General features: G+C 40.5%; 18 protein-coding genes. 14 read left to right on the top strand and 4 right to left on the bottom strand.

Annotated elements, in window-relative coordinates; translation table 11 throughout:
• Positions 1-4: 4 nt before the first annotated feature.
• The 4 genes from ACFI34_RS12905 (at position 5) to ACFI34_RS12890 (ending at position 4,315) form a co-directional block, all read left to right on the top strand.
• Positions 5-745: a 2,3,4,5-tetrahydropyridine-2,6-dicarboxylate N-succinyltransferase gene (locus tag ACFI34_RS12905; protein WP_006791320.1), complete on the top strand. Its 741-nt coding sequence runs from the start codon at positions 5-7 to the stop codon at positions 743-745.
• Positions 745-1,950 (top strand): PLP-dependent decarboxylase, encoded by a 1,206-nt coding sequence (locus ACFI34_RS12900; protein WP_462673785.1) that lies wholly within the window; start codon positions 745-747, stop codon positions 1,948-1,950. The genes ACFI34_RS12905 and ACFI34_RS12900 overlap by 1 nt, the downstream gene beginning before the upstream one ends.
• Positions 1,951-1,955: 5 nt before the next feature.
• Positions 1,956-3,077: a succinylglutamate desuccinylase/aspartoacylase family protein gene (locus ACFI34_RS12895; RefSeq protein ID WP_462673784.1), complete on the top strand. Its 1,122-nt coding sequence runs from the start codon at positions 1,956-1,958 to the stop codon at positions 3,075-3,077.
• A 203-nt stretch (positions 3,078-3,280) separates the two neighbouring features.
• Positions 3,281-4,315: a phospholipase A gene (locus ACFI34_RS12890; RefSeq protein ID WP_462673783.1), complete on the top strand. Its 1,035-nt coding sequence runs from the start codon at positions 3,281-3,283 to the stop codon at positions 4,313-4,315.
• Positions 4,316-4,382: 67 nt separating this feature from the next.
• Here the strand turns inward: ACFI34_RS12890 and ACFI34_RS12885 are convergent, their stop codons facing one another.
• Complete coding sequence (locus tag ACFI34_RS12885; RefSeq protein WP_462673782.1) at positions 4,383-5,276, bottom strand: bifunctional GNAT family N-acetyltransferase/hotdog fold thioesterase; 894 nt, start codon at positions 5,274-5,276, stop codon at positions 4,383-4,385.
• A gap of 172 nt (positions 5,277-5,448) precedes the next feature.
• On the opposite strand from ACFI34_RS12885, the gene ACFI34_RS12880 reads away from it, so the two are divergent.
• A complete protein-coding gene (locus ACFI34_RS12880) occupies positions 5,449-6,162 on the top strand; it encodes a spermidine synthase (protein ID WP_462673781.1) in 714 nt (237 codons plus the stop codon).
• On the opposite strand, the gene dtd is transcribed toward ACFI34_RS12880, so the two are convergent.
• Together dtd and ACFI34_RS12870 are read right to left on the bottom strand one after the other, a co-directional pair.
• Positions 6,159-6,596 carry a D-aminoacyl-tRNA deacylase gene (dtd, locus tag ACFI34_RS12875; RefSeq protein WP_462673780.1) on the bottom strand — a complete coding sequence of 146 codons (438 nt, stop codon included), beginning with the start codon at positions 6,594-6,596 and terminating at the stop codon, positions 6,159-6,161. The two genes, ACFI34_RS12880 and dtd, sit on opposite strands and share 4 nt — an antisense overlap.
• Complete coding sequence (locus ACFI34_RS12870) at positions 6,597-7,499, bottom strand: virulence factor BrkB family protein (protein WP_462673779.1); 903 nt, start codon at positions 7,497-7,499, stop codon at positions 6,597-6,599. It lies immediately after the preceding gene.
• 85 nt (positions 7,500-7,584) lie between these two features.
• Between ACFI34_RS12870 and ACFI34_RS12865 the strand changes: the two genes are divergently transcribed.
• The 4 genes from ACFI34_RS12865 to ACFI34_RS12850 all read left to right on the top strand — a co-directional run bounded on the left by ACFI34_RS12865 (position 7,585) and on the right by ACFI34_RS12850 (position 10,784).
• Positions 7,585-8,238, top strand: coding sequence for a DUF2959 domain-containing protein (locus tag ACFI34_RS12865; RefSeq protein ID WP_006791329.1), 654 nt, complete (start codon positions 7,585-7,587; stop codon positions 8,236-8,238).
• Between the two features lie 142 nt (positions 8,239-8,380).
• Entirely contained in the window at positions 8,381-9,469 is a 1,089-nt protein-coding gene (locus ACFI34_RS12860; protein WP_462673778.1) for an MBL fold metallo-hydrolase, read from the top strand.
• Positions 9,470-9,557: 88 nt separating this feature from the next.
• Positions 9,558-9,983: a BLUF domain-containing protein gene (locus tag ACFI34_RS12855; RefSeq protein ID WP_462673777.1), complete on the top strand. Its 426-nt coding sequence runs from the start codon at positions 9,558-9,560 to the stop codon at positions 9,981-9,983.
• Between the two features lie 72 nt (positions 9,984-10,055).
• Complete coding sequence (locus tag ACFI34_RS12850) at positions 10,056-10,784, top strand: CBM9 family sugar-binding protein (RefSeq protein ID WP_462673776.1); 729 nt, start codon at positions 10,056-10,058, stop codon at positions 10,782-10,784.
• A gap of 289 nt (positions 10,785-11,073) precedes the next feature.
• Here ACFI34_RS12850 and typA read toward each other — a convergent pair whose 3' ends face one another.
• Positions 11,074-12,897, bottom strand: coding sequence for a translational GTPase TypA (typA, locus tag ACFI34_RS12845; RefSeq protein WP_462673775.1), 1,824 nt, complete (start codon positions 12,895-12,897; stop codon positions 11,074-11,076).
• 506 nt (positions 12,898-13,403) lie between these two features.
• Here typA and glnA point away from each other — a divergent pair.
• The 5 genes from glnA to ACFI34_RS12820 all read left to right on the top strand — a co-directional run bounded on the left by glnA (position 13,404) and on the right by ACFI34_RS12820 (position 18,485).
• Complete coding sequence (gene glnA / locus ACFI34_RS12840; protein ID WP_462673774.1) at positions 13,404-14,810, top strand: glutamate--ammonia ligase; 1,407 nt, start codon at positions 13,404-13,406, stop codon at positions 14,808-14,810.
• Between the two features lie 114 nt (positions 14,811-14,924).
• Entirely contained in the window at positions 14,925-15,446 is a 522-nt protein-coding gene (locus ACFI34_RS12835; protein WP_462673773.1) for a DUF4124 domain-containing protein, read from the top strand.
• A gap of 83 nt (positions 15,447-15,529) precedes the next feature.
• The gene (gene glnL / locus ACFI34_RS12830; protein WP_462673772.1) at positions 15,530-16,600 is read left to right on the top strand and encodes a nitrogen regulation protein NR(II); all 1,071 of its coding nucleotides are present in this window, start codon (positions 15,530-15,532) and stop codon (positions 16,598-16,600) included.
• Positions 16,601-16,614: 14 nt separating this feature from the next.
• Complete coding sequence (gene ntrC / locus ACFI34_RS12825) at positions 16,615-18,000, top strand: nitrogen regulation protein NR(I) (protein WP_033018844.1); 1,386 nt, start codon at positions 16,615-16,617, stop codon at positions 17,998-18,000.
• A gap of 26 nt (positions 18,001-18,026) precedes the next feature.
• The gene (locus ACFI34_RS12820; RefSeq protein ID WP_006791339.1) at positions 18,027-18,485 is read left to right on the top strand and encodes a cyclic nucleotide-binding domain-containing protein; all 459 of its coding nucleotides are present in this window, start codon (positions 18,027-18,029) and stop codon (positions 18,483-18,485) included.
• Position 18,486 lies beyond the last annotated feature (1 nt).

The following is an 18,486-nucleotide window of genomic DNA, read 5'->3' as shown; positions in this document are numbered from 1 at the left end:
TATAATGAGCTGGTTAGAACTACTAAATAATTTAGAATCGGGCGCAGTACGCGCAGCATCACAAAACGAAAGCGGCCAATGGGAAGCTAACGTAGAAGTAAAACAAGGCATTTTAGAAGCCTTTAAAAATGGCACTAACACTGAGTTTGCAGGTGGTTTTGTAGATAAACACAACCTTGCACCGCAAGAGTTTAGTACTGACGATGGCGTGCGTATGGTACCAGGTGGTTCAAGCGTTCGCCGTGGTGCCTACGTGGCTAAAGGCACTATTATTATGCCACCAGCGTACGTAAACATTGGCGCATACATCGACGAAGGCACTATGGTTGATAGCCACGCGTTAGTGGGTTCGTGTGCGCAAGTAGGTAAAAATGTACATTTGAGCGCAGCCGTTCAACTTGGTGGTGTACTTGAGCCAATTGGGGCAAGCCCAGTTGTGGTTGAAGACGATGCATTTATTGGCGCAGGTTGTGTCATTGTTGAAGGCGTAGTGGTTAAAAAAGGCGCAGTACTTGCACCGGGCGTACGTTTATCTGCAACCATTCCTGTATACGATTGCGTTAATGAGCGTCAGCTAGATAAAGGCGAACCAATCCCAGAATACGCAATTGTAATACCTGGCTCTCGCCCGGCGTCTAACGAATGGGCTCGTGAGCAAGGCTTAAGCATGTCGTGTGCACTCATTGTTAAATACCGCGACGAACAAAGCGATGCATCATTATTGCTAGAAGAGGTTTTACGATAATGAGCTTTTTGAGCACGCCAATCAAAACCGCTGTTAATACGCTTACACAGCAACTTGATATCCCTTTTTTTGTTTACGACTTAGATAAACTAAACGCACACCTTGCGCGTTTAGTTGCGCAAACCGATGTAAAACTTTGGTATGCAGTAAAAGCGAACCCGCTTTCTAAGATTATTCAAAGCTTAGATAGCGCAGGCTTTAACTTTGACGTAGCAAGTAAAGGTGAACTTGAACAAGTACTTGCGCAAGGTATTAGTTCACAGCGCGTGCTCAACACAGGGCCTGCAAAGAGCCCTAAACAAATTAAACACTTTATTGAGCGCGGCGTACGTATTTTTGTTGCCGAAAGCCTCAATCAAGTGCGTTGGTTAAACCAACAAGCGCAGCTGCAAAATACGCAGCTGCAAGTTTTATTACGTGTGCAACTGCGTTGGCCTGAAGGTGAAAAAAACCCACTAGGCGGCGACAGCCTAACTCCGTTTGGGCTTGGCTGCGATGAATGGCAAGCGCTCAATACTAGCGATTACCCAGCACTTAATTTTGATGGCCTACATATTTTTCAGTGGGGCAACATGCTTAGCACGCAAAAGCTAAGCGAACTGTGGTCGCAAATGATTGCACCGCTTACCACCTTGGCTAATAACTTAAATATAAACCTTAAAATTTTAGATTTAGGCGGCGGTTTAGGTATTCCTTATACACAAAACGAGACAATACTTGAATGGGATGGCCTTATAGCCGCGCTTGCTAAAATTAAAAAAGAGGCGGGTGTAGACGAGCTTTGGATGGAGCTTGGCCGCTACGCTGTAGGCGAATGCGGTCATTATGCTAACCCCGTAGTAGAGTGCAAACAAAACTACGGCCAACAGCAAGTTATTTTAACCGGTGGTATTAACCACTTATTGCGCCCTGCTGTTACAAGCCAAGATTTTCCTGCGGCGTTATTACGCGAATCAACGGCGCCAGAACAAGCAATGAGCCTATATGGCCCATTATGTACTGCCCTTGATTGCTTAGGCGAGCACACCCTACCAAGCGATTTAAACGAGCAAGACTGGCTGGTGTTTAGCCAATGTGGCGCCTATGGTTTTACCGAAAGCATGCCCTACTTTTTATGCCATGAACTAGCTGCAGAATATGTGTTACAAAATGGCGACCTCACCTGTGTGCGCCAAGCAGAAGATGCCAGTCACTACTTAAGGTAATAAACATGAGCATAACAACACCAATCAGCCAAGAAAACATTGTAGTAGGGGAAGTAGCAAACGGCTTACCGCTCACTATTCCTGTGTATCGCTTAAAAGGCGACGGCACAGGTCCAAGCGTGTATATTCAAGCCAACATGCATGGCGCCGAGGTACAAGGTAACGCGGTTATTTTTCAGCTGCTAGAGCAATTAAAACAGCTCAATCTAAAAGGCGACATTACCTTAGTACCTTACGCTAACCCTATTGGCTGCAATCAAAAATCAGGGGAATTTACCCTTGGCCGATTCGACCCAATTACTGGCACTAATTGGAACCGTATGTATCACTACAATAGTGATTTAGTGACCCAGTTTGCCAAAGACCATAGCCAGTACGACGATGCAGCTTTAAAAAGTAATTTTAAAACAGCCCTGATTGATGAAATAGACACCAAACTTACCGGCCCAGCTTATTTACTTAATACGGGTAAACGCATTGCGCTTAATTTGCAAAAGCTTGCGCACCAAGCCGACATAGTACTCGATTTACACACAGGGCCTATTTCAAGTAAGCATTTATATTGCCCAACGTATGCAACCGACAGCGCACGTTATTTTAACATTGAACATGTACTGCTCATCCCAAGCGACTTTGATGGTGCAATGGATGAAGCCAGCTTTTGCCCATGGTGGCACTTAAGTAATGCACTTAGCGCGCAAGGGCGATCATTCAACGTGCAGGTAGAAGCCTTTACAGTAGAGCTAGGTAGCCAAGAAAAAATAGATTTAAAAGAAGCACTCAACGATGCAAAGAGCATATTATGCTACCTAAATCATAAGAACGTATTAGTAGATGCACCGCATAAACCAGCTAATATAACTCGCTATGCGTGTAACCTAGATGACTACTTTGCCTATTACGCCCCTATTGGCGGCATGGTTGAATATGTAGCACCACTTGGTGGTCATATTAAAGCAGGCGAGCCCATCGCACATATTTTACGTATGGAACGCTACCTAAGTGAACAACCATTACAAACGCTGACTCTTGATTGCGATGCTATCGCTATTTTGCACTTTGCCTCAGCAAGCGTTAATCAAGGCACTGAGTTGTATAAATTTTTTACAAACGTATTTGAGCTATAGCTCACCCTTCTCATTGCGTGAGAGTACATTAATCTCCTAAGTTAATGTACATTAGATAAAGCGGCTTTGGCCGCTTTTCTTTTGATCTGTTAGTACCGCCTTTAACGTAATGTGAACAGTTCAGTAAAAGTTCACTGTACCTAATGTAAAAAGCGTTATAATAAAATAAATCACAACCTACCCAATACTCACAAGGAATTACAATGAGCTGGCGCCACTGGATCACCCTTTCAGCTTTACTAAGTACAGCAGCATTTGCGCAAGAAGAAGTACAAAAAAACGAACAAGACAGCAGTATAGAACTCGTCAAGCAATGTATTTTGAATGAAGTAATTGGGGGCGATGGCAAGCAAACACTCGATGAGCTTCGTAAAAAATGTTCTGCACTGGAAGAAAACAAACAACTGACCGCACTCGATAAACGCCAAGCACGTGAAGAGGTTGGTAAAAAAAATCGTAATGTAATCACACCCCACAAACGAAATTACATATTGCCATTATCATACGTATCGCATCCTAACGATCGTCCTTTTGACCGTTTTGATGAGCTCACCGATGAACAAGATGGTGATACGCTCGATAACTTAGAAGCTAAATATCAGCTTTCAATCAAGGTTCCCTTGTTTGACGAATTCTCTGACGAAGACCAAGCCTTGTTTTTTGGCTTTACCCTGCAATCGTATTGGCAAATTTATAACTCGGAAATTTCATCGCCATTTCGTGAAACTAACTACGAGCCAGAAATTTTTTGGATGAATTACCTAGATCCAGAAAACGTACTTTGGGGCGATGAAATGGCTATTGTGTTAGGTCTTTCACACCAGTCAAATGGTCGAAGCCAACCAAACTCGCGCTCATGGAACCGTATTTACGCCGAGTTCATTTGGGAAAACCGAGGCTTTGTTTTTAGTTTTAAACCTTGGTATCGCATAGCTGAAGACGAAAAAGAAGATCTGCTAGACGCAAAGGGTGACGATAATCCCGATATTTACAAATACATGGGGTATTTTGAATTTAGTGGTGCGTATCGTTATCACGATCATGAATTTAGCTTTATGACTCGCAACAATTTAAATTCAGACAATCGCGGTGCACTTCAGCTTGATTGGTCATTTCCTTTGTGGGGCCGCGTTCGTGGCTACGCGCAATACTTTAACGGCTACGGTGAAAGCCTAATAGATTACAACGCCGATGTTGAACGTATAGGTGTGGGTATATTATTAACCGATTTGTTATAAAATCAGCGCATAAAAAAGCCAAGCATAATTATTAAGTGCTTGGCTTTTTTAGTGAAAGCATAGCCCGTTATTTTTTAACGGCAAACACACCTTCAAACTCAGCAACTATGTTGTCACCATCATAAATGGTTACCGGCACCACATAACTTGTTTTACCATCAGTTTCTAAATCACTTAACTTGCCTTTACACGCTTGTAAATCGACACAACCGCGCGGATCTGTATTCAGTGGCTTTAAGTACTTAATATTGGCATCAGCCAGTACAATATTACCTTCAAGCCCCGTCTCTTTCAGTGCTAAATACGTTGCTCCCCAACCAGTCAGCGTTGCTAAACTATAAATAGAACCTGCAAACATGGTGTTATGTAAGTTTAAATTAGCGTCTAAATCAGCGCTGGTTGTAAATTGCCAATCAGTGTAGCTTTCTACTTTAATGCCCATTGCATCACTAATAGGAATTGATTCGCGCCAAATGTTTTGTAGTACTTGGGTCCAATTTGGATGGCGGAACCAACCCGGCTCACTCGGCTTTTGCTTAACCATTTTAAAATGCTGAACATCACCGTACGCTAAGTGCGCTTTTTCTTTTAATTCGTAGCCGTGGCGTTTATAAAATTCAAGTGCACGTTCGCGTGCAAATAATACCAGTTCATCGGCATTTTGTGTCCATGCTATTTTTTCTAAATCGTGTAACAAACGACTACCGATATGCTGATTTCGATTACCTTCAGCCACCGCCATATAACGAACCTGGGCTTGCTCATGGTTATTAAAATGTAATCGAGCCACCCCTAATACTTCACCCTCTTTATTTTTTATAAACCGGTGTTCAGCGTCCTGCTCTAAATCATCTTGTTCAGAACCCCTTGGCTCGCCCCAAGGAGCACGTAATACTTCCCAACGTAATTGATAATAAGCTTGCCAATCTTCGCTACTTTGTGGGGTACTTACTTGAAACATACTTACTCCTGTTGTTGTAAAAGCCGCATGTAAAAATTTAAAAAGGCCTCAACCTGTTGATGGCAAATACCATACTCCATCTTAAAAAAACTGCAAATACGACTTTGGTGAGACTTTATAAATGCGTAAAAAATTAATGACAGATCCCATTGCGCTTTAACCAAGCTGGTTTATGCTAAAGATCATGACCACATATATTGATGCCTCAACAGGCCTAATTAACAGTCCTTTTATTGAAAACAGCCAAAATGAAGGAACTCTACTTTATTGGCAAAACGTAAATGGCGAGCACATTCAAGTGCGCGAGCATGGTAATTTGCGGTGGCTGCTAATTAATAATACGTTGCAATCCATTATCGATGTCAAAAACCCTGAAGCTCTGTTGTTTCCTCACTTACGATATTTGGCTAAACAATGGCAAACACTTTCACCACCTAATAACGTGCTTGAACTTGGGCTAGGTGGTGGGGCTATTCGCAACTATTTACTTAACAAATACCCCCAAGTAAATATAACGTCAGTTGAAAAAAACGCAGAAATATTGGCGTGTTATTCACTGTTTTTTGCAATCAAAAGTGATGAGAATTTACTTTGCGCTGACGCGCAGCAGGTGTTAAATACTGCCCGAAATATTGATTGGATTATTTTAGATTTGTTTAGCCATATAGATGCACCTCGTTTTTTATTTGAACGCGCATTTTATGAAAAAATCTACTCAGCGCTGAACAACAACGGGACACTCTTTATTAATTTTTTATCGCAACACAGCTCACAGTTAAAGCAACTTCAGCAACAATTACGCAATGTATTTGGCTGTGATATTCACCCTCAAAAAATTAAGGGGTACGTTAACCATATTGTTGTGATTCGCAAGCAAGCACCTTAAACAGATAAGTTAAACGTAACCGGCCCATCATTACATAAGCTCACTTGCATATCGGCACCGAACTCCCCAGTTGCTACTTTAATTCCTAACGCTTTGGCTTGGCCAACAAAATACTCATACAACTCATTAGCTTGGCTTGGGGTTGCCGCTGATGAAAAGCTCGGACGCATTCCTTTTTTGGTATCAGCCGCTAATGTAAATTGCGAAACCACTAGTAACTCTCCGCCTATATCTTTTAGGCTTAAGTTCATTTTATTGTTTTCGTCGGTAAAAATTCGGTAATTACTGACTTTATGTAAAAGCTTATCGGCAGCGTGTTTATCGTCTGTTTTTTCAACACCTAACAAAAGTAAAATACCTTGCTCTACTTGCCCAATTACCTGGTTGTTAACTTCTACCTTTGCGTGTTTTACGCGCTGTATTAGCCCTTGCATTTAACTTATATCCTTTGATTTAGGTTCTTCTTCCAGTTCTATTTCTGGGGTATCCTCAATATCATTTGGGCTAATACACGCCGTAAATTCGGCGCCCAAAAGTACAACTACCCACGCTAAATACACCCACACAAATAAAATAGGAATTGTTGCTACCGCACCGTAAATAACCTCATATGAAGGAAAGTGGCTAATATAAAGTGCAAACCCTTTTTTTGTTAGCTCAAATAAAAGTGCAGCAAACAATGCCCCTGGCACAGCGGCTCTAAACGATACTCGTGTATTTGGCACTAGGGTATAAAGCATGATGAAGCCCACCATCGAAATTCCATAGGGAAGTAATTTTAATAAAAATCCACTAAACCCTGGAATACCTTGATCAGCAAACGATACTAACGACACAATGTATGAAGTTACACCAATACTTGCGCCCAGTAATACAGGGCCTAAACTCAATACCATCCAATACACTGCAAATGAAATCATCATTGGGCGCTTTTTCTTAATACGCCAAATGCGATTAAGTGTTGCATCTACATTACGTATTAAAAGTAATGCAACAGCGGCTAAAAAACCTATGCCCACTGCAGTCATTTGATTGGCATTGCCTGCAAAGGAGCTAATATGCTCTCTGATCACATCCGTAGAGGTCGGTACAAAGTTAGTAAACAAAAAGCTTTCTATTTCCATACGAGTCGATTCAAACCCCGGGAACGCTGAAAATATTGCAACCCCTACAGCGATAAGCGGTATTAATGAAAGCAGAGTTACGTAAGCAAGGTAACCAGCATTGACTGTAATTTGATCGTCTATACAACGATTAACATATTGCATCCACCAACCGGGTTGCTGGCGCATAAAGGACTTAACTTGCTGTTTGTAATGGGAGAGCTTATCATTCATACAATTGTCTTGTGCTTATCGAGTTTTGATTATCATAACAATCAGCACCGGAATTTACAGCACTTACACGTAAATAGGGAATCAAATGAAAAAACAAACACTGTTAAGCGCATCAATACTTGCCCTAACGTTAGCATTATCTGGGTGTCAATCAGCTTACTATTCTGCAATGGAAAAAGTAGGTGTTCACAAACGTGACATTCTTATTGACCGCGTAGAAGAAACCAAAGAGTCACAAGAAGAATCTCAAGAAGAGTTTCAGTCAGCGCTTGAGCGTTTAACTACACTAATTAATTTTGATGGCGGTGAGCTCCAAGATGCTTACAATCAACTAAATGACGATTACGAATCAAGCCTTAAAGCCGCAGACGACGTTACTACCAATATCAATAAAGTAGAGGATGTTGCTGAAGCCTTGTTTGACGAGTGGAGCGATGAATTAGAACAGTACAAAAGCGCTTCGTTAAAACGCGAAAGCAGTAAAAAACTTAATGCCACTAAGCGCCAATTTGATCAGCTTCTTCGTTCTATGCGCAGTGCTGAAAGTAAAATGGAACCAGTACTATCATCACTAAAAGATAACGTTTTGTACTTAAAGCATAATTTAAATGCACAGGCAGTTGCTGCTATAAAAGGTGAATTTACTAACCTTAAACGCGACATTCAGATACTGATGAACGACATGAACAAGTCAATCGCCGATTCAAATAAGTTTATTGAGCAAATGAACAAAGCCTAATAATGCTACTTATTATAGTTCGCCTAAAAGCCTGTTACCCTAACAGGCTTTTTTATAATTATTTTTTGTTACGATTAACACATTGTTTAATAAATAGCTTTTGATAAGCTTTAATTTCTTTTAAACAATAACAACAGTCGAAATGAAATTTCATACTCTGTGCTTACTTATTACTTCAAGCTTTTTAGCCGCCTGCAGCGCAAACAATGTAAATATAATTGCTGGGCAAGACAGCATAACGCCAATTCATGAATCAGGTGAGCGTAAAGATCGCTATCACAATCTCTATACGGGCGAAAAAAACTATCCAGTTACGTGTGAAACCGACTGCTACCCAAAGCACCCCAACGTAATATGCGAAACCACGGCTGAAAATTGCACATATAACGCTGAGCAATTAAACCCGCACCTAAACCTTGGCTTTAATATACGCTGGTTAGGACATGCTGGCTTTATGATCCGAACACCCAGCGGCCAACATGTTGTATTTGACCCCGTAAAAGAGCAGTTTGATTCCCCGGTTGATTTAGCATTTAAGCTTGCCTCTGGGTTTTATAGACAACCTGGCGATTGGCTTACCCAAAGCGAACTAAAAAACCTAGACGCCGTTATGTATTCGCACATTCATTACGATCATTTTAATAAATCAGACATAGAAGAAATAGGTAATCAACCTCGCTACTTAGCGCCATTGGGCATGGCAGATAACTTTCCAAACGCAGGACTTAATATTAGCGAAATGGCGTGGTATGCAAAAACTAAAATTGATGATTTAACCATTCATGCACTACCAGCGCATCACTTTAGTAGCCGTGTATTAGTGCCCTTTATTTACGAAGACAACGATAAAGACTTATGGAATGGCTGGCTACTTGAACAAAATGGCAGTACCTTATTTTTTGCAGGCGACACCGGCTACTCCAAACACTTTAGAGATATTCAGCAAAAGTATGGCGATATTGATGTGTGCTTAATGCCCATTGCATCGTACTACAGCGAAGATAACCCTAAATGGTATCGTTATGTTCATACTACACCAGAAGATGCTCTTACAGCCGCACACGAGCTTAACTGCAAGGTAATGATACCTTGGGGGTACGGTAACTCATCATGGAAAATGGGCGATCGGACAAGTCATTCAGCCTTACTGCGTTTATTACACATGCATAAAACAATGAAATCACCCGTGCCGCTTTATATTTTAAATGAAGGTGAAAGTATTAAATTTTAAATTGCCCACCAGCTGAAATACATCAACATAATTCGTAATAACCCTCTAGCTGAACTATCTTTAATTAACTAAGCAATGTGGGGTTATTATGTTTCTAGTACGACTCATTTACGCAAGCAAAATTTCAGACGGCTTTGGCCCAAAAGATATAGAAAGTATTTTACAAAGCGCTCGTACCTATAATGTAAAAACACATGTTACCGGCATGCTTTGCTTTAGTAACGAATACTTTTTACAGTGCCTCGAAGGCTCCAGAACCGCAGTAAATAATACCTATCAACAAATATTAAACGACAAACGTCACCACAATGTAATTATGCTTAACTATACCCAAATTCCAGAAAGAGAATTTGAAAAGTGGTCTATGGGTTATGTTCCACAATCTAGAGTAACCCAATCACTGAATCTGAAATTTTCAGGCTCTGTTGATTTTAATCCATTTAAAATGTCTGGCGAAAGTGCCCACTTATTAATGCTAGCTTTAAAGGACAGCATTACATGTACTATTAGTTAAAATTCACATGTATTATTGTTTTTATTGTTAATTTAAGCCAAGCTAAGCCAACTTTAATCAATGGAACAATTAATGAAAAAAGTACTGTTAGCCACGAGCTTAGTGATCAGCAGCCAAATAATGGCTGCTGACGTTAAATATACGTCAACCCCTATTAATATTGATGGCGTATCTGAAAGCGCATGGGATAAGGCAGCTTGGCACGATATGCCACATTTAATGGATGGTACATTGCCTTCATCAGACGCCGACTTTAAAGGCCGATATCGCTTATTATGGGATGAAAAATTCTTATACCTACAAGCCGATATTGTAGATGATGTTTTAATAGATACACACCCAGACCCAACCTATAAATATTGGGATGACGATGCCCTTGAAATATTTATAGATAGCGATGCATCGGGCGGGATTCACCAATTTAACCATACCGCTTTAGCGTACCATATTGGCCTTGATAACCAAGCTGCCGATTACGGCCCTGATAAAAAAGCGCACTTGTATACCGACCACTTAGTTAGCAAATGGAAACGCAATACCACTGCCCCCTATAACATTACTTGGGAAGTTGCGATAAAACTCTACCCGAATGATTATCAACAAGGCGCAAAAAATACACCGCTTAAATTAACAGAAAAACAAGTTATTGGTTTTATGCTCGCCTATTGCGATAACGATGGCAGTGAAACACGCGAGCACTTTATGGGGTCACACGAAGTACAGCCAGTTAACGGTGACAGAAACCGAGGATTTATAGACGCAGATGTATTTGGCAAAATCACCTTACTACCAAAAAAGTGATGTAAGCTAGCGTGTGGTTGGGTTGGGCGCAGCGAAACAAAACGAAAAAACCAACCAACAAAATAGAGGCTTTGAACTATCAGTTGTTTTAGCGCTTGCTCTTTTACTTCTCATTAACTTTTCTTTATGCAAATATTTTTTAAGCATATTTTTCACAAAGAGGACAAGAGGCGCTTCGCTTTTAGAGCTCAGTATTGATAACTGAAAGCTTCTCTTGCTTTAAAAGCAAAAAAGCCGCTGTATTTTGCAATACAGCGGCTTTTAAAAATCATTATTCTAAATTAATAGATTATGATTTAGGAGCGCGACCCGCACGTTTACGCTCATTTTCAGTTAAATGACGTTTACGAATACGAATGTTCTCAGGTGTAACTTCTACTAACTCATCATCAGCAATAAACTCAAGCGCTTGCTCAAGTGAATAGTTCAGATGTGGTGTCAATGTTTGTGCTTCATCTGTACCAGATGCACGAACGTTAGTAAGTTGCTTACCTTTAAGCGCGTTAACTGTAAGGTCGTTATCGCGGCTATGAATACCGATAACCATACCTTCATAAACTTCAACACCGTGACCGATGAATAAACGGCCGCGCTCTTGTAAGTTAAATAATGCGTTGGTAAGTGCTTTACCTGTTGCGTTTGCAATCATTACGCCGTTCTTACGAACACCTAGCTCGCCACCTTTGTGCGGACCGTAGTGATCGAACGTATGGTAAAGTAAACCAGAACCCGAAGTAAGTGTCATGAACTCAGTTTGGAAACCGATTAAGCCACGGCTTGGGATCATAAAGTCCATACGCATACGGCCTTTACCATCTGGTGCCATGTCAGTAAGTTCACCCTTACGAAGACCAATTTGCTCCATGATAGAACCTTGGTGCTCTTCTTCACAGTCAATCGTTAGTGTTTCATACGGTTCTTCTAACACACCATCAACAGTACGTAAGATTACTTCTGGACGAGATACAGCTAGCTCGTAACCTTCACGACGCATGTTCTCGATTAAGATACCAAGGTGTAATTCACCACGACCCGATACGCGGAAGCTATCTGGATTATCTGTATCTGCAACACGAAGTGCAACGTTGTGTACTAATTCTTTGTCTAAACGCTCACGAATATTACGTGATGTTACAAACTTACCTTCTTTACCACAGAACGGAGAGTTGTTTACAGAGAACGTCATTGTTACTGTTGGCTCATCAACACTTAGTGGTGGTAATGCTTCAACGTTGTTAGGACAACAAATAGTATCTGAAATCTTAAGCTCGCCTAAACCTGTTACAGTAACGATGTTACCAGCATAAGCTTTATCAGTGTCGATACGCTCAAGGCCTAGGTAGCTTTGTACTGAACCAATCTTACCGTTACGAGTCGTGCCGTCAGCGCTGATAACTGTAACTTGTTGATTAGTCGCAACAGAACCACGTTTAATACGACCAATACCGATTACACCTTTATATGAGTTGTAATCAAGCTGAGAGATTTGCATTTGGAAGTCACCTTCAGGATCTGCATCCGGTGGTGATACTTCATCAACGATCATCTTGAACATAGGTTCCATGTTGTCTGATGGCTCGTCTAAATCTAATGTTGCCCAGCCGTTGATAGCTGATGCGTAAATTACTTTAAAGTCTAACTGTTCATCAGTTGCACCAAGGTTATCGAATAAATCAAAGATTTGATCCATAACCCAATCTGGGCGTGCACCTGGCTTATCAATTTTATTGATAACTACGATTGGCTTTAAGCCTTGCGCGAATGCCTTTTGCGTTACGAAACGCGTTTGTGGCATTGGACCTTCTTGAGCATCAACAAGTAATAATACTGAGTCAGCCATCGAAAGTACGCGTTCAACTTCACCACCGAAATCGGCGTGTCCCGGGGTATCTACGATATTGATGTGGTAGTCATTCCAAGAGATAGCTGTGTTTTTAGCTAAAATGGTAATACCACGTTCTTTCTCAATGTCGTTTGAGTCCATCACGCGCTCTTCGTTACCGCCGCGTGTTTCTAATGTACCTGATTGCTCAAGTAGTTTGTCAACCAGAGTTGTTTTACCGTGGTCAACGTGCGCGATAATCGCTATATTTCTTAACTGTTCGATGCTCATATATTTACTCAGAGAAATTAAATTCTCAATGATCCTGCAAGATCTACGCACTCATCTGCGTTTTCACGAGATGTCCAAGCATAGGATTTAAAAGGGCGCATATTATCCCTCATTAATGACATGGATGAAAGTTTATCCAATACAATTTTCAAAACTTTCTCAATACTTTTACTAAGTATCTGTTTTATATATGACAATTATATGAAATAAATTGTCATTATTTTTTCAAAAATGCAGTTTACACTATTTAGACGATATTTTTGGCACTCTTTTACATTTAGGTTATGCTAATTTCGAGCGATTAAATTAACAACAAATTGTAGTGCACATAGTCTGCACCAAAGTGGAATTTAACCGCACCATATTGGTGCTATTTTATGCCCCACATTGTAGCAACTAAGTTTTTTTAACCTATAAACATAGAGTTATAAAAATGGCACAAAATCAGCTTAATAAATCCCAAAGCAATTATGCAGCAATAATAAAACCCAATAGTTGGAGGACACATGTCACAATCGGTTTTAGATTTTATTAAAGAAAATGACGTTAAGTTCATTGATTTACGCTTTACTGATACAAAGGGTAAAGAGCAACATGTATCTATTCCTCATCACCAAGTTGATGAAGATTTTTTCGAAGACGGTAAAATGTTCGACGGTTCTTCAATTGCTGGTTGGAAAGGCATAAACGAATCAGACATGGTATTAATGCCTGTTGCTGAATCAGTAAAACTTGACCCATTCACTGAAGAAACAACATTAATCGTACGTTGTGACGTTGTAGAGCCTTCTACACTTCAAGGTTACGAGCGTGACCCACGTTCAGTTGCAAAACGCGCTGAAGAGTACATGAAGTCTACAGGTATCGCTGATACTGTATTATTTGGCCCAGAGCCAGAGTTCTTCCTTTTTGACGATGTTAAATACAAATCAGACATGTCTGGTTCAATGTACAAAGTTGACGCTGTAGAAGCGGCATGGAACTCAGATAAAGATTACGAAGGCGGTAACACTGGCCACCGTCCAGGTGTTAAAGGCGGTTACTTCCCTTGTTCACCTGTTGATTCTTCACAAGATTGGCGTTCAGCTACCTGTTTAGTACTTGAAGAACTAGGTCAAGTAGTAGAGGCACATCACCACGAAGTAGCAACAGCTGGCCAAAATGAAATTGCAACTCGCTTTAACACTATGGTTTTAAAAGCAGATGAAATCCAAGAAATGAAATATGTTATTCATAACATGGCTCATTTATATGGAAAAACAGCTACATTCATGCCTAAGCCAATTGTTGGCGATAACGGTTCTGGTATGCACTGTCACCAGTCTTTAGCTAAAGACGGTGTTAACTTATTTGCTGGTGATAAATACGGCGGTCTGTCTGAAGAAGCGCTTTACTACATTGGCGGTATTATCAAGCATGCTAAAGCTATTAACGCATTTGCTAACGCATCAACTAACTCGTACAAACGTTTAGTACCAGGCTTTGAAGCGCCAGTAATGCTTGCATACTCTGCACGTAACCGTTCTGCTTCAATCCGTATTCCAGTGGTACCATCTGCGAAAGGTCGTCGTATCGAAGTACGCTTCCCAGATCCAACAGCTAACCCATACCTTGCTTTCTCAGCAATGCTTATGGCTGGTCTTGACGGTATCAAAAACAAGATTCACCCTGGTGATGCAATGGATAAAGACTTATACGACTTACCAGCAGAAGAAGCAGCAGAAATTCCACAAGTTGCATCTTCACTTGGTGAAGCATTAGATGCATTAAGTGCTGACCGTGAGTTCTTAACTCAAGGTGGTGTTTTCACTGATGACCTAATCGATGCTTACATTGCACTTAAAGGTCAAGAAGTTGAAAAACTTAACATGACAACTCACCCAGTTGAGTTCGAAATGTACTACAGCTGTTAATTTGACACTGTAAAAGAATGTGTGTTCTCAAGCCCGCTTTGCGGGCTTTTTTAATGGTAAATTAAATTAAACTCCACTAAAGTTAAGCAATCATAAAAATTGCAGGGTAGCAGTGTGAATAGTAAGATTTTATTGCTAATAATTATTTTAGGATTAAGTAATTATGGTTATGCGGGCGAAAAAAGAATTTACGCTTGGAAAGATCAAAATGGCGTTTTAGTGTTTTCAGATACACCGCGTAAAGGTGCTACAGAGGTAAAACTCTCTAGCCAAAGTTTAACTATGACCGCTAAAGATATAGCGACTCTCAGCAGCCAATCCCATACTAAAAAAACAGGGTTTGGTATCGCCATTATGTCACCTGAGCACAATCAAACCATTCATGAAAATACCGGCACAATATATGTCACCAGCCGCGTAATGCCGAGCTTCAAAGCAGGATATACCATTCAATTGCTTGTTAATGGAGAAGCAAACGGCCCTGCAATAAATAACTCAGTATTTGCAATTGCTGATGTTGAAGCCGGTGAACATATGCTTCAACTAAGACTGTTTAACGAGAAAAACCAAATTATCGCTGTGAGCGAGCCACGTATATTTAATATGCGCAGAAAAGGCAAAATCCATAGCAATTAAAGCAAAACTTAATACTTAGGCGCAGCAGCTCATTTAAGATAAAACCTGGCCTGTAAACACCTGCGCACTAAAATGGTGCAAATATGATTAATAACAAAAATTTTAGCCCAGAATTGCTTGATGCCATATGGCAAAATCAAACAACGGCAGTTATGCTTCTCGATAAAAATTTTACCGTTTTTTATGCCAATACCAGTACCAGTGAGTTACTGGGGCTTGCCACTAAACGCTTACTCGAACAGCCCTTTGATACCCTTTTTAATTACCATTCAATTGACTTAAAACGCATCGCACAGTTTTCATTAATTGATGGCGTTGATTGCCAACAACACAGAGCTGACGTAGTCTTTAGCGATTCTCGCCATGCCAAAATGAGTGTTAATTCCAGGCGAATTAACTTTAAAGGTACTGCGTATATTTTATTAGAATGTCGTCAAACAGACGATGAAATAAAGCACGATCAAGCTTCAAATCAAATGCATCAATACCAAGCAGCACGTAACTTAATAAGAGGCTTGGCACACGAAATTAAAAATCCTTTAGGTGGAATTCGCGGAGCGGCGCAATTATTGCAATATGAGGTTGATCAGCAAGAAAGAAATCAATGCGCTGAGCTCATCATTGAGCAAGCAGACAGATTACGTGAACTAGTAGATAGACTTTTAGGGCCTAATCAACTGCCACAAAAATCTTACGTTAATATACACCAAGCGTTAGAGTCGGTAGTGAAGTTAAGCACACTCGATAATTGTTCAAATATCGAATTGAAAAAAGATTACGATCCTAGTATCCCAGATGTGTTTATTGATCAGAGTAAAATACAACAAGTGGTTTTAAATATTGTTCGTAATGCTCAGCAGGCGCTTACTGAGGGTGGTGAGATAAAAATAAAAACGCGTATTAATCATCAACACCGTCGTCCAGGTAAGGCACCTAGAAAAGCCTTGTTGATCCAAATATCTGATAACGGACCAGGCATAGATCACAGCATACGTGAAACCTTGTTCTACCCTATGATCACCAACAAAGAAGGTGGCTCAGGGCTTGGACTCTCGATTGCACAGACGCTCATTGATCAGCACGATGGCTATATTGAATGTGATAGCTGGCCTGGACATACTGAATTTAATATCTATCTGCCCTTTGCAGATTAATGTTTGGAGTTGCCATGAAAACAGTTTGGCTTGTAGATGATGATGCATCAATTCGTTTTGTACTTGAAAAAGCACTTGAACGCTCTGGTTTTAATGTAGAAAGCTTTGCCAACGCGCAAGATGTACTTAATGCATTGAAGTTTAGTCAACCTACTGTTTTAGTATCGGATGTGAAAATGCCCGGTATGGATGGCATGGCCCTACTTGAACTCATCGCAGAACAAAACCCTGGCTTGCCAGTAATAATAATGACTGCGCACTCAGACCTAGATTCGGCAGTGAACGCCTTTCAAAAAGGGGCATTTGAGTACTTAGCTAAACCATTCGATTTAAATGAAGCCGTGGCACTTGTTGAAAGCGCATTTAGAGCAAATTCCACAAAAAAAACAAAACGTAAGCAAGCGCCTCCTAAAAGTGCTCACATTATTGGTGAAGCACCCGCTATGCAAGAGGTCTTTAGAGCAATAGGTAAACTTTCAGCATCTAGCATGAGTGTATTGATTAATGGTGAGTCGGGCACGGGTAAAGAACTCGTCGCAAGTGCACTGCACAACCACAGTCCCCGTAAAGAAAACCAATTTATTGCCCTTAATATGGCTGCTATACCTAAAGAATTAGTTGAGTCTGAGCTGTTTGGCCATGAAAAAGGCGCGTTCACCGGTGCCGATACCGTGCGAAAAGGTCGATTTGAACAAGCCAATGGCGGCACTTTATTTTTAGATGAAATTGGCGATATGCCTTTAGATGTGCAAACACGCTTACTTCGCGTACTTGCCGACGGGGAATTTTACCGTGTTGGTGGTCATCAAAGTATAAAAGTTGATGTACGTATTATTGCCGCAACACATCAAAACTTAGAAGACTTAGTTAAACAAGGTAAGTTTAGGGACGATTTATTTCATCGCTTAAATGTAGTACGCCTTCGTTTACCTGCTTTACGTGAACGCACCGAAGATATAGAACGCTTAGCACAACACTTTTTACATAAAAGCGCTAAAGATCTGCAAGTAGAAAGTAAAGTATTGAGCCCTAAAGCCACCGAGCAACTTCGTTTATTTAACTGGCCAGGCAATGTTCGCCAACTTGAAAACACTTGTCGTTGGTTAACGGTTATGGCACCTGGCGAGCTTGTTACAGAGCAAGATTTGCCCCCTGAAATTATTGAAGTAACACCAATACAAGAAGAAGGTGATTGGCTGGATGCTTTTCAGCAATGGCTTAATAATGAACTAAAACAAGGTAAAGAAAATATTTGGCCAGACATACAGGCACAATTAGAAACACGCTTAATTAAAACAGCACTTGCTAATTGTTCGGGCCACAAACAAGATGCCGCCATAAAAATAGGCTGGGGTCGCAATACATTGACCCGAAAATTAAAAGAGCGCAATATTAGCTAACAATGTGCATTAAATTTTGATATCGCATGAAATTAATCGAACACATTCCATTGTTCAAACAAATGGAAATAATTAACAGGCTACATTTTTTTAAGGAATTTACGCTTAACGAGCGTCAAATTTTATTAGAATCATATGGCCTATTGTATTTAGTTGGCCAGCACCAATTTTTGTTTAAACAGTTCGATAACGATAAACGATTGTATATTGTACTTAGCGGCGCACTTTTAGTATTTAAGCATAATCACTTACTAGAATTAGGCACTATAGAGCCTGGTGAATTTATAGGTGAAGGCGCATTTATAAATAACAGAGAGCGTAGTACAAGTGCTCGCGCTAAAACCGACACCATTGTCCTTGCCATCACTCCCGAAGCTCTCACTCAGTTACCCAATGTCATTAGAGAAAAAATTAAAGACCGTATTATTGAAGGTATGAGTGAACGAATAACTAAGCTCAGTGACTATATAGAAAACCACGGTTAGT

It is taken from the genome of Pseudoalteromonas sp. PSi26, from assembly GCF_054960575.1.
This window is presented reverse-complemented; position numbering and strand designations above follow the sequence as displayed.